Source organism: Desulfotomaculum defluvii (assembly GCF_054657375.1).
Map to the genome: position 1 here is coordinate 331,735 of NZ_BAAHYV010000008.1, position 25,825 is coordinate 357,559.

25 protein-coding genes, 1 other RNA gene and 2 other annotated features are annotated in these 25,825 nt (G+C 41.8%); of the genes, 16 read left to right on the forward strand and 10 right to left on the reverse strand.

Features of this window, described 5'->3' with window-relative positions; translation table 11 throughout:
- Positions 1 to 157: 157 nt before the first annotated feature.
- Complete coding sequence (locus ACYQ03_RS16995) at positions 158 to 1,426, reverse strand: stalk domain-containing protein (RefSeq protein ID WP_459911151.1); 1,269 nt, start codon at positions 1,424 to 1,426, stop codon at positions 158 to 160.
- A 659-nt stretch (positions 1,427 to 2,085) separates the two neighbouring features.
- Here ACYQ03_RS16995 and ACYQ03_RS17000 point away from each other — a divergent pair.
- Complete coding sequence (locus ACYQ03_RS17000; protein ID WP_459911152.1) at positions 2,086 to 2,952, forward strand: efflux RND transporter periplasmic adaptor subunit; 867 nt, start codon at positions 2,086 to 2,088, stop codon at positions 2,950 to 2,952.
- Between the two features lie 41 nt (positions 2,953 to 2,993).
- A complete protein-coding gene (locus tag ACYQ03_RS17005) occupies positions 2,994 to 3,647 on the forward strand; it encodes an HlyD family secretion protein (protein WP_459911153.1) in 654 nt (217 codons plus the stop codon).
- A gap of 82 nt (positions 3,648 to 3,729) precedes the next feature.
- Here the strand turns inward: ACYQ03_RS17005 and ACYQ03_RS17010 are convergent, their stop codons facing one another.
- The 7 genes from ACYQ03_RS17010 to ACYQ03_RS17040 are packed head-to-tail and all read right to left on the reverse strand — an operon-like array spanning position 3,730 to position 10,706.
- Positions 3,730 to 4,872, reverse strand: a complete 1,143-nt coding sequence (locus ACYQ03_RS17010) for a bifunctional chorismate mutase/prephenate dehydratase (protein ID WP_459911154.1) — start codon at positions 4,870 to 4,872, stop codon at positions 3,730 to 3,732.
- 21 nt (positions 4,873 to 4,893) lie between these two features.
- A complete protein-coding gene (aroC, locus tag ACYQ03_RS17015) occupies positions 4,894 to 5,970 on the reverse strand; it encodes a chorismate synthase (protein ID WP_459911155.1) in 1,077 nt (358 codons plus the stop codon).
- On the reverse strand, positions 5,960 to 7,225 hold the full coding sequence (gene aroA, locus ACYQ03_RS17020) for a 3-phosphoshikimate 1-carboxyvinyltransferase (RefSeq protein ID WP_459911156.1): 1,266 nt from the start codon (positions 7,223 to 7,225) through the stop codon (positions 5,960 to 5,962). The genes aroC and aroA overlap by 11 nt, the downstream gene beginning before the upstream one ends.
- A gap of 1 nt (position 7,226) precedes the next feature.
- The gene (gene aroB, locus ACYQ03_RS17025) at positions 7,227 to 8,291 is read right to left on the reverse strand and encodes a 3-dehydroquinate synthase (protein ID WP_459911157.1); all 1,065 of its coding nucleotides are present in this window, start codon (positions 8,289 to 8,291) and stop codon (positions 7,227 to 7,229) included.
- A gap of 20 nt (positions 8,292 to 8,311) precedes the next feature.
- Positions 8,312 to 9,145, reverse strand: a complete 834-nt coding sequence (locus tag ACYQ03_RS17030) for a prephenate dehydrogenase (protein WP_459911158.1) — start codon at positions 9,143 to 9,145, stop codon at positions 8,312 to 8,314.
- A complete protein-coding gene (aroF, locus tag ACYQ03_RS17035) occupies positions 9,142 to 10,158 on the reverse strand; it encodes a 3-deoxy-7-phosphoheptulonate synthase (protein WP_459911159.1) in 1,017 nt (338 codons plus the stop codon). The genes ACYQ03_RS17030 and aroF overlap by 4 nt, the downstream gene beginning before the upstream one ends.
- A 35-nt stretch (positions 10,159 to 10,193) precedes the next feature.
- Positions 10,194 to 10,706 (reverse strand): shikimate kinase, encoded by a 513-nt coding sequence (locus ACYQ03_RS17040; protein WP_459911160.1) that lies wholly within the window; start codon positions 10,704 to 10,706, stop codon positions 10,194 to 10,196.
- A gap of 155 nt (positions 10,707 to 10,861) precedes the next feature.
- Positions 10,862 to 11,108: a binding site (T-box leader), on the reverse strand.
- Positions 11,109 to 11,289: 181 nt separating this feature from the next.
- Here ACYQ03_RS17040 and ACYQ03_RS17045 point away from each other — a divergent pair.
- The 4 genes from ACYQ03_RS17045 to ACYQ03_RS17060 are packed head-to-tail and all read left to right on the forward strand — an operon-like array spanning position 11,290 to position 13,898.
- A complete protein-coding gene (locus tag ACYQ03_RS17045) occupies positions 11,290 to 11,769 on the forward strand; it encodes a DUF6530 family protein (RefSeq protein WP_459911161.1) in 480 nt (159 codons plus the stop codon).
- Between the two features lie 2 nt (positions 11,770 to 11,771).
- On the forward strand, positions 11,772 to 12,074 hold the full coding sequence (locus tag ACYQ03_RS17050) for a DUF2087 domain-containing protein (RefSeq protein WP_459911162.1): 303 nt from the start codon (positions 11,772 to 11,774) through the stop codon (positions 12,072 to 12,074).
- A complete protein-coding gene (locus ACYQ03_RS17055; protein ID WP_459911163.1) occupies positions 12,074 to 12,424 on the forward strand; it encodes a GIY-YIG nuclease family protein in 351 nt (116 codons plus the stop codon). The genes ACYQ03_RS17050 and ACYQ03_RS17055 overlap by 1 nt, the downstream gene beginning before the upstream one ends.
- Before the next feature lie 31 nt (positions 12,425 to 12,455).
- Complete coding sequence (locus tag ACYQ03_RS17060) at positions 12,456 to 13,898, forward strand: MATE family efflux transporter (RefSeq protein WP_459911164.1); 1,443 nt, start codon at positions 12,456 to 12,458, stop codon at positions 13,896 to 13,898.
- Positions 13,899 to 14,003: 105 nt separating this feature from the next.
- Here the strand turns inward: ACYQ03_RS17060 and ACYQ03_RS17065 are convergent, their stop codons facing one another.
- Together ACYQ03_RS17065 and ACYQ03_RS17070 are read right to left on the reverse strand one after the other, a co-directional pair.
- Positions 14,004 to 14,720, reverse strand: coding sequence for an HAD family hydrolase (locus tag ACYQ03_RS17065; RefSeq protein ID WP_459911165.1), 717 nt, complete (start codon positions 14,718 to 14,720; stop codon positions 14,004 to 14,006).
- Positions 14,721 to 14,740: 20 nt separating this feature from the next.
- On the reverse strand, positions 14,741 to 15,106 hold the full coding sequence (locus tag ACYQ03_RS17070; protein ID WP_459911166.1) for a DUF896 domain-containing protein: 366 nt from the start codon (positions 15,104 to 15,106) through the stop codon (positions 14,741 to 14,743).
- Between the two features lie 133 nt (positions 15,107 to 15,239).
- Positions 15,240 to 15,461 (forward strand) — a binding site (T-box leader).
- 64 nt (positions 15,462 to 15,525) lie between these two features.
- On the opposite strand from ACYQ03_RS17070, the gene hisS reads away from it, so the two are divergent.
- The 10 genes from hisS to nifU all read left to right on the forward strand — a co-directional run bounded on the left by hisS (position 15,526) and on the right by nifU (position 25,818).
- The gene (gene hisS, locus ACYQ03_RS17075; protein WP_459911167.1) at positions 15,526 to 16,785 is read left to right on the forward strand and encodes a histidine--tRNA ligase; all 1,260 of its coding nucleotides are present in this window, start codon (positions 15,526 to 15,528) and stop codon (positions 16,783 to 16,785) included.
- Positions 16,786 to 16,919: 134 nt separating this feature from the next.
- Positions 16,920 to 18,722: an aspartate--tRNA ligase gene (aspS, locus tag ACYQ03_RS17080; protein ID WP_459911168.1), complete on the forward strand. Its 1,803-nt coding sequence runs from the start codon at positions 16,920 to 16,922 to the stop codon at positions 18,720 to 18,722.
- Between the two features lie 302 nt (positions 18,723 to 19,024).
- Positions 19,025 to 19,214: non-coding RNA, 6S RNA (ssrS, locus tag ACYQ03_RS17085), on the forward strand.
- 122 nt (positions 19,215 to 19,336) lie between these two features.
- Positions 19,337 to 20,461 carry a S1C family serine protease gene (locus ACYQ03_RS17090; RefSeq protein ID WP_459911169.1) on the forward strand — a complete coding sequence of 375 codons (1,125 nt, stop codon included), beginning with the start codon at positions 19,337 to 19,339 and terminating at the stop codon, positions 20,459 to 20,461.
- 35 nt (positions 20,462 to 20,496) lie between these two features.
- On the forward strand, positions 20,497 to 21,168 hold the full coding sequence (locus ACYQ03_RS17095; RefSeq protein WP_459911170.1) for a response regulator transcription factor: 672 nt from the start codon (positions 20,497 to 20,499) through the stop codon (positions 21,166 to 21,168).
- Entirely contained in the window at positions 21,168 to 22,619 is a 1,452-nt protein-coding gene (locus tag ACYQ03_RS17100) for a sensor histidine kinase (RefSeq protein WP_459911171.1), read from the forward strand. Before ACYQ03_RS17095 ends, ACYQ03_RS17100 begins: the two co-directional genes overlap by 1 nt.
- Positions 22,606 to 23,343 carry a tRNA threonylcarbamoyladenosine dehydratase gene (locus ACYQ03_RS17105; RefSeq protein ID WP_459911172.1) on the forward strand — a complete coding sequence of 246 codons (738 nt, stop codon included), beginning with the start codon at positions 22,606 to 22,608 and terminating at the stop codon, positions 23,341 to 23,343. Before ACYQ03_RS17100 ends, ACYQ03_RS17105 begins: the two co-directional genes overlap by 14 nt.
- A 352-nt stretch (positions 23,344 to 23,695) precedes the next feature.
- Positions 23,696 to 24,136, forward strand: coding sequence for an RrF2 family transcriptional regulator (locus ACYQ03_RS17110; RefSeq protein WP_459911173.1), 441 nt, complete (start codon positions 23,696 to 23,698; stop codon positions 24,134 to 24,136).
- A 31-nt stretch (positions 24,137 to 24,167) separates the two neighbouring features.
- Positions 24,168 to 25,412, forward strand: coding sequence for a cysteine desulfurase NifS (gene nifS, locus ACYQ03_RS17115; RefSeq protein ID WP_459911174.1), 1,245 nt, complete (start codon positions 24,168 to 24,170; stop codon positions 25,410 to 25,412).
- A gap of 34 nt (positions 25,413 to 25,446) precedes the next feature.
- Complete coding sequence (nifU, locus tag ACYQ03_RS17120; RefSeq protein WP_459911175.1) at positions 25,447 to 25,818, forward strand: Fe-S cluster assembly scaffold protein NifU; 372 nt, start codon at positions 25,447 to 25,449, stop codon at positions 25,816 to 25,818.
- Positions 25,819 to 25,825 lie beyond the last annotated feature (7 nt).

The following is a 25,825-nucleotide window of genomic DNA, read 5'->3' on the forward strand; positions in this document are numbered from 1 at the left end:
CTATGTAAATCTCCGGTAATCCAGCGATGATTTTTGATATAAAGGTATAATTTTAAATTAGGATATAATTTTCATACAATTACTATCATATTTTCTAAATAAATACAAATCACACCTATATAAAAATCCCCCTACCTGAGTAAGGGGATTTACGGGTTTAGGAAGATGTAGTATTTTCCCTTAGGGATTGCCACATGTCCGGGGTAACCAGACCAAGACGCCATATAGCAATACCTTTAAGACGATGCTGCTTGGCAATACCCAGTTTGGTAAGCAAACTGGATGAAGTTTCATTGGGGATGGAGATTCCTAAATAAAGTTTGTCAGCTGGAACCACTTGCTTGGCAGCTTCTACGGCCTTATTGATAAGGTCATTTGGTTCTGGTTTAGAACCGTAATCATAGGCCATAATGATGATACTATCTGCCAATTTGCCTAAACTTGCATAGTTATATCCTTTGTAGGCACTGTTAGGAGCATGCAGAGATAGGGATAGCTTCAAGTCATTTTTCTTTAGTTCCTTTGCCAGTAACGATACGAAATGTGTAAAACGGTTTTGTACAGTTGCTAGTTGATCACCAGTATCCCGTAGACCTAGTCCTTCTAAGTCTAGATTTACACTTTGGTAGGTAGCTGTTGCTTCACCTACAATAGCCTCTACAGCCTTGTCCATGGCTGATTCATTGGCTAACAAATCAGTTAATGAATTATCTTCATCAGTCATATGGACAACCATTTGTGTTTTTAAACCATATTCATCAGCTGCTGCTAAAACCTTCTCATAATCTTCGGGTCTTTGCCAGCCAGTACGACTTTGAGTTAAGAGGCTGCCATCACGGTCAAGACTATACCAACCTAGAGCAATGTCTTTTACAACATCGGTGTTACCAGCGCTATGTTTCGGAAAGGGTTGTCCAAACAGGTTTGTCCAACTGCTGGTTTGCAGATCACCTAAAGCATAGTAGCCGACAACATCTAAGTCCCAAGGGAACGGTCTTTGATCTGATAGGATATAAATGGCATTATCTGTGGCATTCCAGGATACCTGGCAATTAAAGGCTTCACTAAAAAATCTTAAAGGGATCAACGTTCGGCCGTCAATAATTTGTGGAGGCACATCCAAAGTAATGGTAGAATCATTATGATTGGCATTTCTATTACCAATCTGCAGCATAATATAGGTGACAGCATCCTTTGCACGAATTGTTTGGTTAGGCCCATCCCAAGTAACCTCTACCTTTAGGGCTTCAGCCAGAGCACGAAAAGGGACTAAGGTACGATTATCTTGGACCATCGGTGGAACATCAAATTTTACCGCTGAACCGTTTACAAATACGGACATTTGCTGGGCTGCATTGGCAGAGCTAAATGGTGCAGAAAAAAAGGTAAATAAAACAAGGGTCATTAAACATAGAAAACGTCTCATTATAACGCCTCCAATAAAATAAAAACTTGAATACTTTTCACTTATTATTAGACGTTACATAGATCAAAAATGTAACAGGTGATGCACATACAGATTCAGAAGTCTCCTAAAACTATAATTTGGTCATAAATCAGGGTTGATTAATACTTAACCATTACCCATAACAATTTATAAACACCTTTAATATTCAGTGTCAGAAATGTATTTGGTATTAAGAGAGGATGAATACAGAACCTTTAACGAGCAAAAAAAAGAAAAAATCATAGAAGAACAATTTCTACGGTTTGCTAAACGATATCAGGGATTATAAAATTGTCTTGACAAGAATGTTTCCCTTGCGAGCTATGGGCTTAAATTTTGTTGAGCCATTGCGTGGGGAACTGCAAACGGTACCCTCTAGATTGGTATATGCTAGACATTTACATAATTACTGAACGGTAATGCCCTACTTACGTATATATTAGATATGTTAAGCAGGGTATTTTTTAAAAGAAAAACTTTGGTTACTTTTAACATGTCTACTACTCAAGGGGGTGTTTAAATCAATCCAATTAATGTGACTGCTAATTTGTGTCAAAAGGATGTGGGTAAATAATGAAGATAATAAATTCTAGGGTTGGCTTACAGGAGTAAGAAACGGCGAAATGGAGGAAAATGGAGTGACAAGAAGAAAAAGCCTTGCAGGTATACTGATATTATTATTAATTTTTCTAACTGGTTGTAACCAAAATACAGGAATCCTTCACCCTCAAAAGGCTCAGGTACAAGCTAGCACCAATACTACTTCAACTAGTAAGCCTACTGAAACAAAAGGGGACCAGGTTTCCATAAGCGGTAAAATTGAGGCAATGGAAACAGCCAATTTAGTGACCAAAGTAGCGGGTAAAGTGGCTTCAGTTCACGTAGATATTGGCACTCAGGTTAAGCCCGGACAGCTGTTGATCAGTCTTGAAGCAGCAGACAAAGCTGCTGAAATCGATGAAGCAGCAGCCCAGGTTAACAGTGCCCAGGTACAATATAATTTGGATCAAAAGAATTTCCAGAGGGGCAAAGAATTACTAACATCCCAAGCTATATCTCAGGCTGACTATGAAAAGACCTATGAAGGACCTTTACAAAAATCCGAAGCTAGCCTAAGGTTAGCTAATGCAACTTTTAAGAAAAGGCAGATAACTTATAATGATATGTTTATCAAGGCACCCTTTGCTGGTGTGATCACCGCTAGGAATATTAATCCTGGTGAAATGGCCGGAACACAAAATGTACTGCTTACTTTAGTTAACCTTAATCAAGTGATGGTAAAGGGTATTGTTAGTGAGTCCGAGATTAATAAGCTAAAGAATGGCCAGGAGGTACAGGTGAAAGTTTCTGCTGCGTCTGACCAGACCTTTATTGGCAAAATCAGTAACATTGCTCTGGCTGCGGATCCACAAACAAAGGGTTACTTAATTAAAGTTAGGGTTGACAACCCTGAATTTATTTTAAAACCAGGCATGTTTGCAGAGGTTAAAATACCAGCTAACTAGTTACATAATCAAACAGATCTAGCTTATTATGGGAGGTATTTATGAAAAAAAAGAAGATCTTAGGGGTGTTACTGGCAATGGTAATTACCCTTGCTGCAGTTACTTATTACTACTGGTATCAGAACAATCATTACGTAGCAACGGAGGATGCCAGGGTTGATGGTAATATTGTCAGAGTTAGTCCTCAGGTTTCCGGTCAGATCGTTGAGTTAACAGTGGAAGAAAACATGAGTTTACAACAGGGTGAAGCATTGGGAAGGTTGTCTGATATCGCCTTGGCTCCAGGGGCCAATCTAGATTTAACTGTCATCAAGTCACCAATCGCTGGTACTGTAATTAAGAAAATTGCCCATGTGGGGGAGATTGCCGTACCAGGGTCTCCTGTGGCTATGATGGTAGACTTAAATGACCTACATATCACTGCAAACATTGAAGAGAAGGACCTGCATAAAATTAATGTTGGTCAACAGGTTGAATATAACATTGACTCTTTTCCTGGAACAAATTTTACTGGTAAAGTTATATCTATTGGCGAGGCAGCAAATTCCGTTTTTTCGTTGCTGCCTCAGTCAAATAACAGTAATTCTTTTACCAAGATTACACAGAGAGTTGCCGTTAAAATTAGTATTGATGACTATCAAAATAAGCGTTTGCTACCCGGCATGAATGCAATTGTTAAAATACATCTTCAGTAAGAGGGTGGTTTGTCGAAAAAGCATAATATCAGCTCGGTAATTCCCCACCCAAATCCATGATGCTCTTTGGGTGGGGTTTCAACTAATAAATTTCGCTGTAACTGCCCAAAAAAATAAATTTTTCTAGACTGCCTTCCAATTCGGAAAGCAAATTTACCGTTTCTGTAGAATAAATTGAAGCATCAAAATCAAAGTAAAACATAAATTCGAAATTCTTGCCAATAATTGGACGGCTTTCGAGTTTAGTTAGGTTGAACCCCAGTGATGAGAATTTTGAAAGTAATGTACAAAGCGACCCCGGCTTGTGTTGAAGTGAGAGTATAAGACTAATTTTGTTTGCTCCGGGATAGATTTTCATATCTTTTGATATACAGATAAAGCGGGTAAAGTTATTATCTCTATTTTGAATATTACTAGACAGAATGTTAAGGCTATAAAGTTCGGCACAGGTTTCTGATGCTATAGCAGCGAGATCGGTTCGACCTGAATCAGCTACATACTTTGCAGCTGCTGCTGTGTTACTAAATACTGTGACCTTTATTTGAGGATAAGCGTTTAAAAAATCACTACACTGCCTGATTGCCAGTTCATGGGAAACAATTTCTCTAATATCGCCTAAATCAACGTTTTTCTTGGCGAGGAGAGTATGATTTATTTTTAGTCTAATACTGCGTACAATATAAAATTTATGTTTTTCCATTAGGTCGTATACAGGAATAACCGTACCTGCCAAACTATTTTCAACCGGTAAAACACCATATTCACACATCCCTTTTTCAACTGCCTTAAAGACAGCTGCAAAATCTTTAAAAAATGCTATCCTTGGAATTGAAAAAAGTTTATCACAGGCTTGTTGGGAATAAGAACCCTCGGTACCCTGGCAAGCAACATGTGCTTTTGTTGGAAAATGCTTTGTCAAATCATAGATTGCTGCATTAATTTCCTTTGCCAGTTGAGATTTGTGGGGGAAAAGCTGACTTTGATAGGCTCTACTTAGGTCGAAAAGGGTGTAAAACAGCCTCTTAGAATATGGTTCCATTTTTTCTCCGGCAAGTTCGGCAACGAGGTTTAAAACCTCACGTTCTCTACCGAGATCCGACACAGGCAGTTTATTTTGAATTTTGTACTTGGCAATTTCAGCTGCTATGTTCATCCGTTTCAAAAACAACTCGACTAATTGTACATCGATTTGATTAATTTGATCTCTTAGTTCCTTTAAATTCATTCCTTTGTCTCCTTCATCTGTTTAAAGCATTAGGTCAAGTAGTGCGATTGCCATTGCAGCCTCTACACAGGGAACTGCACGGGGTACGATACAGGGATCATGTCTTCCTTTAATTGAAATCATAGTGTTTGTTTTTTTTGAGAGACAAATGGAGTTTTGTTGGAGACCAATTGATGGTGTTGGCTTAAATGCAACGCGCATAATGATAGGCATCCCGGAGGCAATGCCACCTAAAATACCACCATGATGATTGGTCTTAGTTTTTACTAGGCCATTGTCATCATAATAAAATTCATCATTATTTTCTGAGCCCCGTAGTTTAGAAGATGCGAATCCGGTGCCAAATTCCACTCCCTTGACAGCTGGAATAGAGAAAAGGGCAGCTGCTAGTCTATTCTCTATGCCGCAGAATATCGGTTCGCCAACCCCGACAGGAACACCAACCGCACAGCATTCAATGACGCCACCAATGGAATCAGCTTGACCTTTGACCAGCTCGATTTGCTCAATCATCTGTTTGCCAATAACATCATTAAGCACAGCAAATTGCTTATTTTTAACGGCTACAAGCTCCGATGAATCAACCGATACAGGATCGAAGGATCGGTCTTCAATATCACCGATTGATTGTATATGTGCTCCAATAAAGATGCCACGGCGCTCTAATATTTGCAGAGAAACAGCACCAGCAAAGCAGATCGGAGCTGTTAGTCGTCCCGAAAAATGGCCACCACCACGAATGTCATTGGCTCCTTTATATTTCATATAGGCGCAATAATCGGCATGAGAAGGCCGGGGAACATCTAATATATTTGCATAATCCCCGGATTTACAATCAGTGTTTTCAATGATGGCACAAAGGGGCGAGCCACAGGTCTTGCCGTCCAAAAGGCCACTGATGACTTTTGCTTTGTCAGGTTCCCGTCGAGAGGTTGAAAATGTATTGTTACCGGGAGCACGGCGTAACATGAAACTTTGTACCCTTGCTAAGTCTATTTCTTCACCCGGCGGCAAGCCGTCAACTACAACTCCGATTGCCTCAGAATGTGATTGCCCAAATACCGTAATTCTTAAATTATCTCCAAAATTAAATGACATCTACTGTTCCTCCGAGCATTTTATAGTGGTCAAAGAATTGTGGGTAGGACTTTTCAACTGCCTCCGCACCTTCAATGATTAATTCCCTTTGACAAAGTTTTGCAGCGATAGCCATGGACATGACGATTCTGTGATCTCCAAAACCACTGACGATTCCACCCAGCAGTGGTTTGCCACCATGAATGATAAGTCCGTCCTCCTTCTCGGTAACATCTGCGCCAATCCGGGTTAGATTTTCAGTCATTGCCGCTAGGCGATCACTTTCTTTTATACGTAGTCGTTTGGCATTGTATATTTCTGTTGTCCCCCGAGCCGCTGTGGCGATCACTGAAATAATGGGAATTAAATCGGGAATTTCGGCGGCGTCAATATACTGTGCCGTGAGGTTTTTCCCTATTGTATGGGCTGTACCTTTTATAAAAGACACATCTGCAGCAAAACCTTTTAGTAGGTTGATAATCTCTTTGTCACCTTGAACTGATTCTTGATTAAGGCCGCTACATAGAATCTCATTGCCCTGTAGGGCTCCTGCGCAGATCCAAAAAGCGGCGTTGGACCAGTCTCCCTCAACACTAAGGTGTTGTGGTGAGTGATATTTTTGTCCGCCTTTGATTTGATAGCCATCTGATAGTTCTTCAATAACAACACCAAACTTATTGAGAGTTGACATTGTCATTTTGGCATAGGACTTTGATTCCAACTGCGAGGTGAGAACGATACGGCTGTCTTTTTCTAGCAGCGGTAATGCAAACATCAATCCTGAGATAAACTGTGAACTGACATCACCGGGCAAAGTATAGTTCCCTCCAGTTATTTTCCCACGAACCGTGAAGGGAAGCTTAGTCTTATCAAATTGGCAACCGTGACTTTGGAGTTGGTCAATAAGATGTTGAATTGGGCGTTCTGGCAGCCGACCATGTCCAGTGAAAGTGGCATTAACACCTAGTGCCGCGACCAGTGGAAGTAGGAAACGGAATGATGAGCCGCTTTCGCCGCAATCAAGGTCTGCTGTTTCAACCCTGTTAAGCCAAAGGGGTGAGACCTGCAAAAGGTCAGGTGCATCTGTACCTATCTTTGCTCCTAGGGATCTTAGACAGTTTATTGTCACATGGATATCCTTGGAGTAGGAACTAAGCTTGACAGAAGTTGGCTGATCAGCCAGGGCAGCTGAGATCAATATACGATGGGCGTCTGATTTTGAGGGGTTTGCTTGAACCCTACCTTTTAAATCCGATGGTGAGATACGAATATCCATGTTATGCCTCCTCACGAATACCTTGATTGATGAAATTATACAGGGAAGAAATCGGAATTTGATGCAGGATACATTGTCCTATTTTTCTGGGAATAACAAGGGTAATACTGTCTTGGCGGCGCTTTTTATCAAGTAGAGCTGCCTCTGAAAGCTGCTTAGCGGTAAAAGGGGATGAAACAGGCAGGTTATTTGCTAATAGCGATGCCTTAATAGGTTTTGAACAATCCAGATCGGAAAGTCCCAATTGCCATGCTGCTTGACTAATAGTTACCATGCCGATTGCAACCGCATGGCCATGGGTGATAGTATAGCCGCTGCAATGCTCAATAGCGTGACCTATTGTGTGCCCGAAATTAAGCAGCTGGCGATCACCATTATCGTATTCATCCCTCATTACCAAATCACGCTTAATTGTTACACATTGTTCAATAATGCTTGCCAAGTCCAGATGTGGATTTCCCTGAGCCAGTTTGTCAAACAGCTGAGGAGCCGATAAAACACCGTATTTAATAGCTTCGGCTATGCCGTCGGCAAAGACATTTTTCGGTAAGGTGGAAAAGCTGTCAGGATCGCAAAGCACCAAGCTGGGTTGATAAAAAGTACCGGCAAGATTTTTGCCTACAGCTAGATCGATTGCTGTTTTACCCCCAACCGATGAATCAATGGCAGCCAAAAATGTGGTGGGGATTTGAATAAGCTTAATGCCGCGCAAGTAAACAGAAGCAGCAAAGCCTGCTATATCTCCAGTCACACCACCCCCCAAAGCCACCACAATGTCGGACTTAGTCAGTTGGTTTTGTGCTAAAAACTCAAGAATTTGGCCGAAGGTTGTTAGGTTCTTTGAACTTTCCCCATGTTTAAAAACAAATTTACAAATAGAAAAGCCGGTTTCTTGCAATGATTTACAGACCGCATCTGAGTAAAGTGAATCGACAATATTATCTGTTACAATTGCAGCAGTGCAAGCAGTAACTCTTTTGCATATCTCCTGACCTGTCATAGGCAAAATTCCGTGTCCGATGATGATGTCATAGCTCCTAGATGCGTTAACGGTTACATTTTTCATAGAACCCCCCATTTCCCTCTTCAATTCATCATAGACTCTTTGATTATTCTTCCATCCTGTAGAAGTTTCTCAATTCTCTCCCGATCATTGGATTTAAGAGCATCACTATACTCAACAAGATGTTCGATCAAACTGTCCAGTTCACTTATAATGTTTTGTTTATTTCCTAGAAGAAGTTCGGCCCACATCTTTTCGTTTAGCTTTGCTACCCTTGTCATATCACGAAAGCTGCCTGCCGAAAACCCCTTGTGCTTAGGTGCTAGTTTGCTCTTAACATAGGCATTTGAAACGACATTGGCCAATTGGGATGTGTATGCTATCATCCGGTCATGCTCTGCAGGAGAGCATATCACTATGCTTGAAAATCCTAATTTCAGCCAAAATTGTTTAATCCATTCTAGCAGTTGGAGCGGCGTGTCGTTGTAGGGAGTAATAATCATGGATGCATTATTAAAAAGCTGACTGTGAGAATGTCCAAATCCGGAAAATTCAATTCCTGCCATAGGGTGAGAACCGATAAATACGAAATCATTTTCGTTAGCTACGTCCTGAAGAGCACCACAAACTAATTGTTTGATGCCTCCACAATCGGCAACAATACAACCCTTTTTAAATCTTCCTGCATTTGTTTGTATATAGTTGATAGTGTCATATGGATAAAGAGCTACAATAACCATATCACATTCCGGTAGCAGTTCCTCATTAAGAGAACCGTCAATTGCCCCAACCAGCTTGGCGCAATGAACAACTGATTCCTGTATATCAGTGCCAAACACTTTAAAATTGGTATGTTGTTTAATTGACTTGGCTAATGATCCACCAATTAATCCTAGACCGACAATGCCAATGTTCATTGCTTAATCCTCCTCATTAACTCTAATACCTCGCGTGCCTTGCATGCTAACTGATCGAAGGCGTCAGGTGTCAGCGATTGAGGACCATCACAAAGGGCATGACTTGGATCATTGTGAACCTCAATAATTAGTCCGTCTGCTCCAGCGGCGATTGCTGCAAATGTGAGGGGTTTTACCAAACTGGAGATCCCTGCGGCATGACTTGGATCAACAATGACAGGTAAATGTGTCTTCTCATGTAGTATAGGAATGGCTGATATATCGAGAGTATTTCTAGTTGCAGTTTCAAATGTGCGAATGCCTCTTTCACATAGAATAACATTATCATTGCCACCTGCCATAATGTACTCCGCACTCATTAGCAGTTCTTCCAAAGTATTGGCTAAGCCCCGCTTTAGTAAGATTGGCTTTTTAATCATGCCAAGCTCCTTCAGTAGTTCAAAATTTTGCATATTTCTAGCGCCTACCTGAATCACATCTACCTCTTCAAATAGGGGTAGGTGTGAGATGTTCATAAGCTCTGATACAATGGGCAGGCCAGTTAGCTTTTTTGCTTCAAGCAAGAGCTCAATTCCCTCAGCATGCATACCTTGGAAAGAGTAGGGTGAGGTGCGAGGCTTAAAAGCACCGCCGCGCAGCATGGTTGCTCCGGATGTTTTAACACTTTGGGCAACTGAACAGATTTGTTCACGAGATTCAACTGAGCATGGGCCAGCAATGATTTGAAAGTTGCCTCCTCCAATTTTAATGCCGTTTATATCAACTACCGTGTCATCAGTGTGAAACTTGCGGTTTGCTTTTTTATAGGGCTCCTGAATTCGCTGTACATTTTGCACGATGTCCAGGGATTTGATCAGATCAATATCAACGACACTGGTATCACCAATTAGACCGATGACTGTCTGGTGTTTTCCAACTATAAAATGTGTACTGATTTCCAAGCTTTCCAGCCAAGTAATAAGAGGTTCAACCTGTTTGGAATCTAGATTTTTCTCCTTAAGTGTTACAATCATTTTTTTTACCTCCTGAGTTTCAATTTTTCACATCTTTATCCCTTTAAAGTTTTAATAAAATTCAACATTTGTTGAGTGATTTCTTCAATATTTCTATACTCAGTGTCAACGGTATGATCAGCCAGATTATAGATCAACTGTCTTTTTAGCCACATTTTTTCCAGTTGTGATTTATCTTGTTTAAGCATAGGCCTATCTTTGCCCCCAGTCCTGGCTATTGCTGTATCTAGTGTTACATATAAATGAATAACGAGACCTAAATTTTTTATTATTTGCCAATTATCATCATTCATAGGAGTCCCACCACCAGTGGAAATCACTGTCTTTTGTTTTGAACATAACACTTTTAATAAAGCAGTTTCCTCTAAGCGAAAACACAATTCACCATAGTTCTTAAATATACTAGGAATATCCATTTTGGTAGTTTTTTCGATTTCTTTATCCATATCAATGAACTCATAGCCTAGCTCTTTAGACAACATGCTACCAACTGAACTTTTACCTGATCCCATGAAGCCAATTAAGATAATATTAGCTTTATCATTCAACTGTCTCCCTCCCTTCGTACACAAATAAAAAAACTCCCCATCCCGAAAAGGGACGGAGAGTTATATCCGCGTTACCACCCAAATTGGCTATTAAAGCCCACCTCAATAGGTACGGGAAAAACAGGTTGCCGGTAAAATAAAAAGATCCTCTATCCTCAAGGGACGGAGAATCATTATCCGCGGTACCACCCTAATTGCGTTGGCCACTTTTACCGGTACGGGACTGTTGATCCGATACCTCTTCCATGATAACGGTGGAAAACCCGTCTGTCCCTACTGGAAATTCAGAACAGCAACTCCGGAGTGAACTTCAATCAATCATACCTTAAAGAAGCTTCCAGTCTCGACTTCTTCTCCCTGTAAGGTTGGAATTGACATACTTTTCTCCATCATCATTTTTGAGTCATTGTATTGGAAATGATATTAACATAATAGATGCCATTGGTCAATAATTTTTTTGGTCCTTCCACAGGTTGATTATTAAAATTTTCGTAGACCTATTGACAATGTGTATTAAAGATATTATTCTAAACTAGTAGTTTAGTAATTTACTAATTTAGTAAAAACGAAATGGGGTCACAAAATGAAAATACCAACAAACTTAAAACATAAACCTGTTATTGTATCTGATAACTATGAAAATGTTGATGGAAGATATGCCTATCATACTGATGCTAAAGGTCTTTCATTAGGGTTAGCCCAATGGAATGACCGAGGCAAGGTTGATATTTCTGCTAAAGTATGGCGGCACACCGGAGGAAAATGGTCTAGACAATCGGAGGAATTGCCACTTCACCGTGTACTTGATCTGGCTATTCTTGTTTGCAGGGCAAAGCTTCATTTCCGAGAAGCCTACAGGTATGAAAAATTATATGATCCTGAAAAACCTGTCATAGACAGAGTTGGTTTACAGGGTGATGCCATGACAGTGGCTGTCTGTACTGAAAATGAAAAGATTGATGAAGATATTAAATTGTTTAGCCAGGCCCTTAGTGATGATGACGAGCTTATCGGCGAACGTTTAAAAACCTTATCTAGAATATTAAAAGAAATGGGTTATTAAAAATGATAACTGCAAAGAAAAAAATCAACATCTCAGTCTTCTTAGATGATGCTGGGAAAATAAGGCAACTGCCAGCACCAAACAGGACTAAAATACCTGTCCTAAGCTATTTAGCAAGTAAATTCGAAAAGGGCAGGGTTTACAGTGAAAAAGAGGTTAATGGAATTATCAATGGATGGCATACTTTCGGAGATTATTTTATCTTGAGAAGGTTACTGGTCGATTATAGGTTTCTCGGGCGAACAGCCAATGGAGCAAAATATTGGGTTATCCAGAAAGCAGATGAAAAGCAAGGTGATATTTGATGGACAGAAAAAAGGAATTAAAGGAACAGTATAAGCAAATGAAACCCCCTATGGGGATTATTATTATTCGTTGCCATGCTGATAATAAATGTTATATTGAGGTAACGCCAAATTTAAAGGGTAAAATGAACAGTGCCACCTTTCAATTAAAAAATGGTTCCCATCGCAACCGGGAATTGCAAAGGGCTTGGCAGGAACATGGTGAAGGGGCCTTTACCGTTGAGGTACTGGAAAACCTTGAATATGACAAGGATGAAACGAAAACCGATTACACGGAGGATTTAGCTTTACTTAAAATGATTTGGGAAGAAAAATTGGCCCAAGCAGGTATGGATTTTTATAAAAAATAAGATTCATTAAAAAGGGAGTTATTAAACAACAATGGATAAATCACCAACCGACATAGCAACCATTGAGAAACCCCCGGAAACAGACGGGGAAGCAGCCCCTTCCTACCACAAACAACATTTTGGCAGTCAACCAGTATGGCACTCTATGCTTATTTTTCTCGTACCACTAATCCTTAGTAATATATTACAATCGGTGGGCCAACTGGCTGGCAGCATTGTTGTGGGCAGGTGGCTCGGTGTTAATGCCTTAGCCGCCATTTCAGCCTTCTTTCCACTCTTCTTTTTGTTAATGTCTTTCTTCATTGGTATTGGGGCGGGCAGCTCAATTTTAATTGGTCAGGCCTATGGTGCACGTAACGAGGAAAAGATGAAGGTAATCGTCGGGACGACACTTACCTTCACTTTTCTTTTGGGCTTAGTCCTTTCTGTATTCACCGGCATATTCACTAGGGATATCTTGAGTCTGCTGGGAACTCCGGCCAATATCATTGACAGTAGTGTCCATTATGCTCGGATCTTGTTTTGGTCTATGCCAGTCATGTTTTTATATTTTGCCTACACTACCTTTATGCGCGGTACAGGCGATTCTAAAACACCCTTCTATACCCTGGTAGTTAGCACCGTACTAAACCTGATCCTGTTACCAATTCTTATCTTCGGTTGGTTAGGTGTACCAAAGTTTGGCCTCTATGGGGCAGCCTACGCATCTGTGGTATCGACGGTCATTACCTTTATTTTGATGCTCATCTACCTTGGTAAAATCAACCACCCATTACAATTTGATGCCTCAGTAAGGCAGCACCTGCGAATTGATGTCAGTATATTAAAATTGTTGTTGCGTCTGGGCATTCCCTCTAGTATCAATATGATATTGGTGTCACTTTCTGAAATCGCCGTTATTACATTTGTCAATCGATTTGGCTCTGATGCCACAGCAGCCTACGGTGCTGTAAACCAGGTTGTTAGTTATGTTCAGATGCCAGCGGTCAGTCTGGGTATAGCTGTCTCCATATTCGCCTCGCAATCCATCGGAGCCAATCAGCTTAATCGTCTTAAAGACGTGATTCGGGCAGGGGTTTTACTCAATTATGTTATCGGTGGAGTTATTATCATCTTGATTTATATATTTTCCCTAGACATTTTATCTTGGTTCTTAACCAGCGAAAACACCCAGCAAATTGCCCATAGTCTCCTCATGATTACCCTGTGGAGCTACTTGATTTTTGGCCATGCTCAGATTATCACCGCCACCATGCGGGCCAGTGGGACTGTCCTTTGGCCCACGCTGTTTAGTATTGTTTCAATCTGGTGTGTCGAAGTTCCAGTGGCCTATTATTTGTCCACCTTTACTACCCTTGGCATCCAAGGCATTTGGATCGGTTATCCTGCGGCATTTCTTGTTAATCTAGTTTTGCAATATGCCTATTATCACTGGTCATGGAAGAAGAAGAGCATCACCCGACTGATCCATTAACCCCCCCTGTAACCAGCTTTACCTTAAAAGTTTCCTAAATAGAAAGGAGTGTCAAAGCTACTTTTTAGTAGCAAGCGACACTCCTTTAGTTTTAATTAGGATGGGTTATTTAATTTTTGGTAATTTTTTTACAAAATTCATAAAATCCTCAAGGCGGCCTTCAAAATCTGTTTCATAGTCTGGTTGACCATGGTCAATCAGATTATCCTTCACTAAATAAGTATCAATGCCTAACTTTCCAGCCACTAGGTCCTCCTTTACATCATTGCCAACCATAAGGGTTTCTTCTGCTTTAGCACCGATACGATGTAAAATTTCCCGATAGTAATTAGGGTTGGGTTTGCAATAATGACTGTTCTCATAGGTGGTTACTAATGCCCAGGGAATATCCTCAATACCTGCCCAGCGCATCCGATGGGCAGTGGCCACATCGGGAAAAATGGGATTAGTGGCCAGGACCAATTGGTAACCCTTTGCCACTAGTTCTTGACAAATTTGCCGAGATAGGGATGTGGGGGTGGTGCATTGAATGAGTTCAGTAAATTTACTGGTGTAAAACTGGTCAAATAAAGGCATGATATCATCTGCTGAGAGATCAAATCTAGGTATAAAGTCTTCCATAAAGACTTCCTGATTGGTTTTGTTGGCACAGTTGTCACGGATCATAGCCTCAGTAGAAGCCCAGAGGTTTCGATATAACAACTTAGGATCTAGCAAATGGGAGCAAGCTTGGGTAAGCCGACCAAAATAATTAGTTAGAAAAATATTTAAATCCATTGGCAATAGGGTGCCATCCAGATCAAAAAGGATTGTTTTGTACATCTTTCCTCCGCTTTGGTTTTCTAGTGTAAATGACCTTTTTTGTCTCCGTGCTGACTGCCGCAACCACAATCACCTTTCTTATTTTGGGTGGCATGTTTATGGTCGTGGCCGCCACAACCACAGCTATCAGTATGACCGCTGTGATCATGACCACAGTTGCAATTTTCATCTTCAACAAATTTAATTCTTGAGAGTTGGTCAATGACCTGTCCACGGATCCCTTTAAGGTACTGTTGACGTAATTGATGCTGTTCCTCTTTTTCCGCTGGGGTTAGGCCTTCGGCCTTTTGTTTGCGGGCTAATAAATTAATTTTATCTATTAATTCTTTTGTAATAATGGAAATCACCTCAAATTTAGTATAGCATGTCCAGAGGATCAGGAACAAGTTGGCTACTAGTCCCGAAACTATTAATATTATGACACATATTGCTAATTATTAACATTTTCCAACAACCCTTAGGTTGTCTGACATTGACAAATTTCTTTCAATTGAATACAATAATTCTCAGGTTTATAAGGTTAAATCTATGATCGGGAGAGTAAGCATTAAGAAGCTTAAACAGGGAGGAAGGGCCCTAGACTGAAAGCTCTTCTCTAAGAATTTTTGCTGAAGAACACCCGGGAGTTACCACCGAAAGGATTTCCGATTAGGCTGGTACGGCACGACACCGTTAGCAGTCGACTTGAGAGGAACATTTTGTTCAATCAGGGTGGCACCACGGGAATAACCCGTCCCTGGCCATGCGTCGGCATGCCAGGGACGGGATTTTGTTTTTATAGATCGTTACAAGGAGGTTTACATTTGTGCTAACAACTAGGCCCAGAGGAACCAATGACATTTTACCAGGTGAAGTGGAAAAATGGCAGTTCCTTCAGCAACTCACAGGGCAGGTCTGCAGGGAATATGGTTATGGAGAAATTCGTACTCCGATTTTTGAACATACAGAGCTGTTTACCAGGGGTGTTGGCGAAACTACTGATATTGTGGAAAAGGAAATGTATACTTTTACTGACCGGGGAGACCGCAGTGTTACCTTGAGGCCCGAAGGTACTGCTTCCACTGTTAGGGCCTATGTAGAAAACAAGTTACATGCCCTGCCACAACCCTTGAAATTCTATTATATAGGTCCTATGTTTCGTTATGACCGTCCCCAAGCGGGAAGGTATCGTCAGTTTCACCAATTCGGGGTAGAGGTCTTTGGCTCCAATGATCCTGCCATTGATGCAGAAGTAATTGCCATGGCTATGGACATCTATCAGCGAATAGGTCTAAAAAAATTGGAACTACATTTAAATAGTGTAGGCTGTCCGGCATGTCGGCCAGTTTTAAGACAAAAATTACAGGAATATTTTAAACCCCACCTGGAAAATCTTTGTCCCAACTGTCAGGGACGATACGAGAGAAACCCCCTGCGCATTTTGGACTGTAAGAGTGAAAAATGCCAGGAATTTGGCAAAGATGCTCCTACTACACTGGATGTATTATGTCCTGACTGCAGCAGTCATTTTGAGGCGGTGAAGGGTTACTTAGATGAAGTGGGAATTTCCTATACCATTAATAATCGTTTAGTACGGGGTTTGGATTATTACACTCGCACCGCCTTTGAAATTATGACTCGGGATATTGGTGCCCAAAGTTCAATTGGTGGTGGTGGTCGCTACAATGGGTTAATTGAAGAATGCGGCGGTCCGGCAACTCCTGGTATTGGCTTTGCCCTAGGCTTGGAGCGTATTCTTCTTACGGCCGAGCGGCAAGGTATTGTGTTCCCGGTAAGCAGGGGCCCTCAGGTATTTATTGCAACTGTCGGTAGTGGCGTAGCAAGAAAGGCCTTCGGATTATTGCAGAATTTGAGACAACAGGGTATTACAGCGGAGCAAGATTACCTAGATCGCAGTTTGAAGGCCCAAATGAAATATGCAGGCAAATTGGCTGCAAGGTTTGTAATTATTCTTGGAGAAGAAGAATTTGACCGTGGTGTGGCCGTGGTCAGGGATATGCAGGCTGGTGAACAGCAAGAGGTAGCTTTGGGAGAATTAGTTTCATTTATTAAACATAAGGGATAGTCTATGGGGTCGCCATTAGTCATTAGCTATTAGCATTTGTTAAAGGTAAGTTTGCTAACATGAAGTCTAAAAGCTAATAGCTAACAGCTAACAGCTAAAGGCTAAAATCAAAGAAAGTATTGGAGGAAATATAGATGTCCGCAGAATCTATGAATGGCCTACATCGCACACTATACTGTGGTGAGTTGAGCCAGCAGCATGTTGGTCAGGAAGTTGTATTAATGGGTTGGGTACAGAGACGCCGGGATCATGGTGGTTTAATCTTTGTTGATCTAAGGGATCGTTCTGGGCTTGTTCAAGTAGTATTTAGTCCAGAAGTTGACCAGGAAGCCTTTATAAAGGCCGAAGGGGTTAGAAATGAGTATGTTTTGGCAGTGGTTGGCAAGGTAAACAGTCGTCCGGAGGGAACCATTAACCTCAATATGGCTACTGGAGAGGTGGAGGTATATGCCCATACCTTGCGTATACTTAACCGTGCTAAGACACCTCCATTTTATATTGAAGATAACATTGATGTGGATGAGAACTTGCGTCTAAAGTATCGCTATCTGGATTTGCGTCGTCCAGACATGCAAAGGTCTCTCGCCCTGCGTCACAGGGCTGCTAAGAGTATTCGAGATTTTCTGGATCAAAATGGCTTTTTGGAAATTGAAACTCCTATGTTAACCAAGAGCACACCAGAAGGTGCCAGGGACTACCTTGTACCAAGCCGGGTTAACCCTGGTAAATTTTATGCTTTACCCCAATCACCCCAGCTATTTAAACAAATTTTAATGTTAGCTGGTATGGAACGTTATTTCCAAATTGTGCGTTGTTTCCGGGACGAGGATCTGCGGGCAGATCGCCAGCCAGAATTCACTCAGATCGACCTGGAAATGTCCTTTGTGGAAGCGGAAGATGTGATGGGCCTTATGGAGAAAATGATTGCCAAAGTATGCCAAGACACCAATGGTCTGGATATACCTACACCTTTCCCAAGACTCTCCTATCAGGAGGCAATGGATCGTTTCGGTTCAGATAAACCCGACACACGCTTTGGTTTGGAGCTAAAGGATATAACACCCATTGCTGCCCAGTGTGGCTTTAAGGTGTTTAACAGTACAGCCGCCAGCGGTGGGCAAATTAAGGGGATTAATGCAAAGGGGTGTGGCACATTCTCCCGGAAAGAGATTGATGACTTAACTGCCTTTGTGGCTATATACAAAGCAAAAGGTTTAGCTTACTTTATTATCAATGAAGATGGTTCAGTAAAATCTGCCATTGCCAAGTTCTTTACCGAAGAAGAAATTGCTGCCATTATGGATAAAATGGAAGCACAACCTGGTGACTTATTGTTATTTGTGGCAGATAAACCGGCAGTGGTGGCGGCTTCTTTAGGAGCCCTGCGGGTTCATCTAGCAGAAAGACTAAAACTAATTCCTGAGGGAATGTGGAATTTCCTTTGGGTAACTGATTTCCCCTTGGTGGAATATGATGCCGAAGCAGGTCGTTTCTTTGCCATGCACCACCCCTTTACCTCACCAGTGGAGGAAGATCTGCCATTGTTGGAAAGTGACCCTGGCAAGGTACGTGCCCGGGCCTATGATATGGTATTAAATGGTGTAGAGGTAGGCGGCGGCAGTATTCGTATCCATCGCAGAGAGGTTCAGGAGCTTATGTTTAAGGCCCTGGGCCTTAGTCAAGAGGAAGCAAAGGAAAAATTTGGCTTTATGCTGGAAGCCTTTGAATATGGTGCTCCCCCCCATGGTGGCCTTGCCTTTGGTTTAGATCGCTTAGTTATGTTATTGGCAGGCAAAGACAGCATCCGTGATGTTATAGCTTTCCCCAAAACCGCCAGTGCAACCTGTTTGATGACCCAGGCACCAGACGTGGTAGATCCTGTACAGTTGGCGGAGCTTCATATACGCAGTACCGCACCTGTTAAAAAGAGCAATTAACTGAAGAAACTTACAAGTCCTAGTCAAGGTGATTGACTAGGACTTGTTGTTTGAAAAAGCCAGTTGCCATCAGTCTTCAACTTTAGAAGCCATGGGCCATGTGCCTTGAGCCTCTTAGGAAAACCAAACTTACCGAATTAGCACCCCCGCTGATGCGATATCCCATACACACTCCTATGTATTTTCATCAGTGGTTTTGACTGGTTGACATTTAATTTTAGCCAGGATAGCATTCGCAGACTTGCGAAACAGGGGCTGTTGTGTTAACATAATAATCAACAAGTGCAACTTTGAACAAGGTCTTTACCCTACTTTGTACGTGGCTTATCTGGGGTTTTGAGCCAACATTTTGAAAAACGGGAGCTCGGTTTCACGCAAGGGAATGTAAACCTTACTATTGCATAAGGAAACAGGAAAATGCGGAAGGGCACCCACCTGTTCGAGAACAGGTTCAAAAAACCTTGGGTACGTACACGGCACGGTGGGGTCTCCAATATATGCCAGCAAAACACCTCTTTGTAGGTGTTTTTTTATTTTTCTCTGCCCTTTTAAGGATCATTTAAGGTTATGGCCTTAGTATTAATCTATACTAAATAAATGAAGGAGGAGAAGAAATGTATTTGCATTGGAAAAAGTATAAAAAAACTCATGGCCTTATGCTGGCTAAATTTGGGCTTGTTGTTCTGTTATTTGTCGTAGGTATTCACTTTTCAAGTGGCCAAGGGCAATTACTTTCACTTGGCAATAGTTCTGCAATAGCTCAGCAGCAAGCAGAGGGAGTTATCCGTCCGGCTAATATCTCTGGTGTTGTTAAACAAACCTCACCTGCGGTGGTAAAGATTGAAACCATAATTCAAAGCAACGTCACTGCAAATCCGTATTTAAACGACCCCTTTTTTAGACAATTTTTTGAAAGTCGTGGCATGACCAATACACAGATACAAAAGGGCATGGGCTCAGGCTTCATTGTTTCTGAAGATGGCTATATCATAACCAATAACCATGTAATTGAAGGTGCCACAGAAATAAAGGTCATATTAACAACCAATAAAAGCTATCAGGCCAAAGTAATTGGCTCGGATAAGGAACTAGATTTAGCAGTGCTAAAAATTAGCCCCGATGAAAAATTAAAAACCCTTAAGCTAGGCAATTCAGATCAAGCAGAAGTAGGGGATTGGGTTATTGCCATTGGCAACCCTTATGGTTTGGATCATACTGTAACAGTAGGAGTTATCAGCGCTAAGGGAAGACCTGTAGCTATTGAAGACAAGAATTTCCGTAACCTTTTACAAACAGATGCCTCAATTAACCCAGGAAATTCTGGAGGCCCCTTAATTAATTTGCAAGGAGAAGTTGTGGGAGTTAATACAGCAATAAATTCCCAAGCCCAGGGTATAGGGTTTGCTATTCCTTCAACGACGGTGGCGTCCGTATATAATCAACTGATTACCAAAGGAACAGTGGCACATCCTTATTTGGGGGTAAATATTCAACCTACACAGGATCAGAGGGGTGTAATGGTTTCTGGCATTATTCAAAATAGCCCAGCCAATGCAGCTGGAATAAGAGTAGGTGATGTAATAGTAAAGTTTAATGGTAAAAATATTGAGACAACCCAGGGATTGCTTGATGCGGTAGCTGATTCTCAGGTGGGGGAAAAAGTGACCTTAGAGGTTATCAGTTCTGGACAAATGAAGGAAATTAAGATAATAATGGGAGATAAGAGCAATATAAAGTAATAGTTTGGTCAGCTTATAGAAGGTGAGGGGGATTTATGGGTGCCAGGATATTGGTTATTGATGACGACCCCAAAATAACGGCCATGCTTCAGAGAATTCTAACCTTTGAAGGATATCGGGTTGAGGTAGCTAACGATGGTTACACAGGAATGAAAAAGGCAAAGGTAAATCCCCCAGAGTTATTAATACTGGATATTATGTTACCTGGACTAGATGGTTGGGAGATTTGCCAGCGTTTTAGAAAAGATAACTTTACCCCTGTTTTAATCCTCAGTGCCAGAGATGAAGTAGAAAACAAGGTTAAAGGTCTTAATTTAGGAGCAGATGATTATTTAGGAAAACCCTTTGCCTTAGAAGAATTGTTGGCCCGTGTTCAGGCTTTACTTAGACGAAGAGCAACTACTGAAAGGGTTATGCAGTTTTCCGATCTTAAAATGAATTTACAAACCAGGGAAGTGCGTCGAGGGGGTATATTAATTACCCTTACCTCTCGGGAGTTTGACCTATTGGCTCAGTTTATGCAGCACCCTAACCAGGTACTAACCAGAGAGCAAATTATCGATAGAGTTTGGGGCTTGGAGTTCACAGGCGGCTCCAATGTCTTAGAAGTATATATTAATATGCTGCGTCAGAAGACGGAAGACTATGGGTCAAGGCTAATACATACTGTTCGGGGAGTTGGTTATGTCCTAAAGGAGCAGGAGTAATGACAATTAGGCTCAAACTTACCTTATGGTACAGCATAGTCATCGGCTTAACCTTAATTGCTTTCTCCATAATTATTTATACCTTTTTATCCTACAGCCTGGCACAGGAGATTGACAGAAATTTGGCGGGACGAGCCATGGGGGTAGTACGCTCTATTAAGGTCCTAGACCCAGGTTTACTTAGGTCTCAAAAAATTGTGCTGCCGGACGTAGATGTTTTTGGCTATCCAAACACTTATTTGCAAGTAGTCGATAGCAATGGCAATGTGGTGGCTAAATCCAGTAATCTATTTAACTATAATTTCCCTCTCAGTAGAGCTGCCCTGGCACAGTCTCAAAATGGTGAAAGCTTTTATGAGTGGCTAGAAGTGGGAGACCAAAGGATGCGCATATATAATTATCCTTTGGTAGCCGAAAATCGTGTAGTGGGATTGCTGCAAGTGGGGCAGACCTTTGCTGGCGTACAGGCTGCTTTGGGTAGGCTTAGATGGCTATTGTGGTTTATCAGTGGCTTAATGATCTTGGCTGCCGGTACTATTGGCTGGTGGCTGGCTAAGGCGGCCCTTAAACCGGTTGAAGACATATCAAAGACTGCAACCGTAATTCGCCAGGATTTGAATTTACAACAACGAATTGATTATCAGGGCCCCCGGGATGAACTTGGGCAGTTGGTGGAAACATTAAATAGTATGCTGGATAGCCTGGAAGCGGCTTATCAAAAGTTGGCAGAGTCCCATGATGCCCAAAAAAGATTTGTAGCTGATGTATCCCATGAATTAAAAACACCTTTGACCACCATTCGAGGTAACATAGATTTAATTAGGAAAATGGGCGATGAGCATCCAGATATTCGGCACGAGGCTATGGATGATATAGCCTCAGAGGCAGAACGCATGAGTAGGTTAGTGTTGGATATGTTGGTACTGGCACGGGCCGATGCAGGCCTTACCCTGCCCCTTAAGCCAGTGGTCCTATGTGATGTCATCCAACAGGTGGCCAGGCAGGCTAAGCTATTGGCCGGAGCCATTGATTTTAAGATCTCCCTGGCGGAAGAGTGTCAACAAACCGTAATTTTGGCTGATCCTGATTATCTTAAACAACTTGTATTTATACTATTGGATAACGCCTTTAAATATACAACTAAACCGGGAACCGTTGAGCTGCAAGTGAAATGTAATCAAGACCAAGTTCAAATTGAGGTAAAGGACAACGGTATGGGAATTGAACCTGACGAGTTGGAAAATATATTTGCTCGCTTTTATCGGTCAGATAAATCTAGACCGGTGGGAGGAACTGGTTTAGGTTTGTCCATTGCCAAGTGGATTGCCGAGCAGCATCAGGCAACGCTCAGAGTTAAGAGTATATTGCAAGAAGGAAGCACCTTTACAATAATGTTTCCGGTCTATGCATCAAATAAATTTAAAATAGGAGGGGCCCGTGAATCAACATAGATTTTCTCGCACAGAAATGCTGCTGGGGGAGGCTGGCTTAGCTAAACTGGCAGCTGCCAAAGTAATTATCTTTGGCATCGGTGGGGTAGGCTCCTATACTGTGGAGGCCTTGGCCCGGGCCGGTATTGGGGACTTAACCTTGGTAGACTTTGATACCGTAGATATTACTAATATCAATCGCCAGTTGCATGCTATGGACAACACCATTGGGGAATATAAAGTGGATTTAATGGCAGAAAGGATTCGTTTAATCAATCCCCAAGCCAAAGTAATTCCACTGAGGATGTTTTATACCCCAGAAAAGGGTGATGAACTATTAACCAAGGGTTATTCCTTTGTAGTGGATGCCATTGACAATGTAACGGGGAAAATTGACATTATCCAAAGGTGTTATAAACACAATATCCCTGTAATATCCAGTATGGGCGCAGGGAACAAACTGGATCCTGGTGCCTTTCGGGTAGCGGATATTTCGCAAACCTCCGTAGATCCTTTGGCTAGGGTTGTTCGCCGAGAATTAAGGAAACACGATATACATAAAGGAGTAAAAGTGGTTTTCTCCACGGAGCCACCAATCACACCCCAAACCCCAATATATAAATCAAACGCCGATTCCGATACCATGGTTAAACCCAATAAATCACTGGCCCCGGGTAGTATTTCCTTTGTGCCAGCCGCAGCGGGGCTGATTATGGCTGGGGCAGTGGTGAGGGAGATCATTTAGCTTTTAGCCATTAGCAATTAGCCATTAGCCCTTGGCTACCCTGAAAAATGGCCATGGGTCATGAGCCATGAGCCTTGGGCTGTAGGGGCGAACTGTGGTCGCCCGTTCCCTGGGTGCGCAACAATTAATCATCTAGTAAAGCTAAAGGCTAAAAGCTAAAAACTAGCAGCTAATCATTTGAGCTTATCTGCATAATACCACCTAAAAGGTGGTATTTTCTTAAATTAGATTTCTTAAACACTAATCTTGAGTGTTTTGGTCGGAATTAATATTGACAAGACTAAAAATAGCATGTTATTATATCCCCAGAAAACCGAGTGGTTTACTTGGGATTAGTGAGGGGGGATGTTGCTTGCGGCTGTCCACAAAGGGTCATTATGGGCTAAAGGCTATGTTTGATTTAGCCATGCACTACGGGTCTGAGCCTATCCCCTTAAAGGTAGTGGCAGAGCGGCAAAATATTTCTGAACACTATCTAGAGCAATTGATTGCGGTTTTACGGAAAATCGGTCTAGTGAAAAGTATTCGGGGTGCCCAAGGTGGCTATATATTGGCCAAGCCTCCATCGGAGATTAAGGTAGGAGATGTGGTAAGGGCCTTGGAGGGACCCATTGCACCATTAGATTGTGTTAGTGAATTTGAACCAACCTATTGTGAAAAAGAAAGTTATTGTATATCTAGGGATATTTGGGCTAGGGTGAGAGATAGCATAGCAGAGGTATTGGATTCTATTACTCTGGAAGATATGTGTTTAGAGGCACAAAAAGCTCAATATAACAGAACTGAGGCGTAATATATTCAAGGTATCTAAGGAGGAGCAAATTATGAGAAAAGTTTATTTCGACCACTCGGCAACAACCCCAATGGATCCTGCCGTTGTCGAAGAGATGATGAAATACTTAACCGAACATTTTGGCAACCCCTCCAGCATCCATGCCTTTGGACGTGAAGCACGCAAGGCAGTTGAAAAAGCTCGGCAGCAGGTAGCCACAGCCATTGGTGCAGCCAGTGTAGGAGAAATAACTTTTACCAGCAGCGGTACAGAATCGGATAATATGGTTCTGCGGGGTGTCGCTTATGCCAACCGTCAAAAGGGCAATCACATAATTACCACCGCTGCGGAGCACAGTGCAGTTTTGGCTTGTTGTAAGCAACTTGAAAGAGAAGGTTTCTCTGTAACGGTATTACCATTAGATCAATATGGCAGAGTTACAGCCCAACAGGTTGCCGATGCCATTACTGATAAAACTATTTTAATTTCCGTTATGCATGCCAACAATGAAATTGGTACAATTATGCCCATACGTGAAATTAGTGAAGTGGCCAAAGCTAATAAAATTCTTTTCCATACAGATGCCGTGCAAAGCGTAGGCAAAATTCCCGTAAATGTGGATGAATTAGGAGTAGATTTACTCACCTTATCCGGACATAAAATATATGGTCCCAAGGGTATTTCTGCCATGTATATTCGCAAAGGAACTTTTTGGCAACCCATTACCTACGGTGGTGGGCAGGAACGTCGCCGTCGCCCTGGTACTGAAAATGTTGCAGCCATTGTTGGTCTAGGAAAAGCCATCGAGCTGGCAACAGAGAGAATGTATGCTGATGCTGAACGTCTAACAAAATACAGAGATCGTATAATCAAAGAGGTATTAGACACAATTCCCAATACCATCTTGACTGGTCATCCACAGGAACGCCTGCCAAACCATGTGAGTTTCTGCTTTAGATTTATCGAAGGGGAATCTATGCTTTTGATGCTGGATATGAAGGGTATTGCTATTTCCAGTGGCTCAGCTTGTACCTCTGGTTCATTGGAGCCTTCTCATGTGTTAACTGCCATAGGACTTTCCAAAGAAGTGGCCCATGGATCCCTGCGTTTGACCATGGGTAAAGATAATACCGAAGAAGATGTGGACTACTTCCTAGAGGCATTGCCGCCAATCATTGAGAGATTAAGAGAAATGTCCCCACTAAGTGAAGGATGTAATCCCTGTGCCTGTGGTACTTGCACAGTGCATGATGAGGATCATCACCATGATCATGGGGAATATGAAGAAGAATATTAAAATATCTTGAACAGGGAATGAGGAGGTTTTTCTTATGTATTCCGAAAAGGTAATGGATCACTTTACAAGTCCACGTAATGTTGGTGAAATCGAAAATGCAGATGGTGCTGGTCAAGTTGGCAACCCTAGTTGCGGCGATATTATGAAAATAACCCTAAGGGTTGAAGATAATATTATTAAAGATATCAAATTTAAGACCTTTGGCTGTGGTGCAGCAGTTGCCACCAGCAGTATGGTAACTGAAATGGCAATGGGTAAAACCATTGATGAAGCTTTAACAATTACGAACAAGGCAGTGGCGGAGGCTTTGGAAGGACTACCTCCGGCCAAGATGCACTGCTCTAACTTAGCTGCAGATGCTTTAAAGGCAGCCATTGAAGACTACTTGAAAAAACAAAATGCGTAGGTGAAGC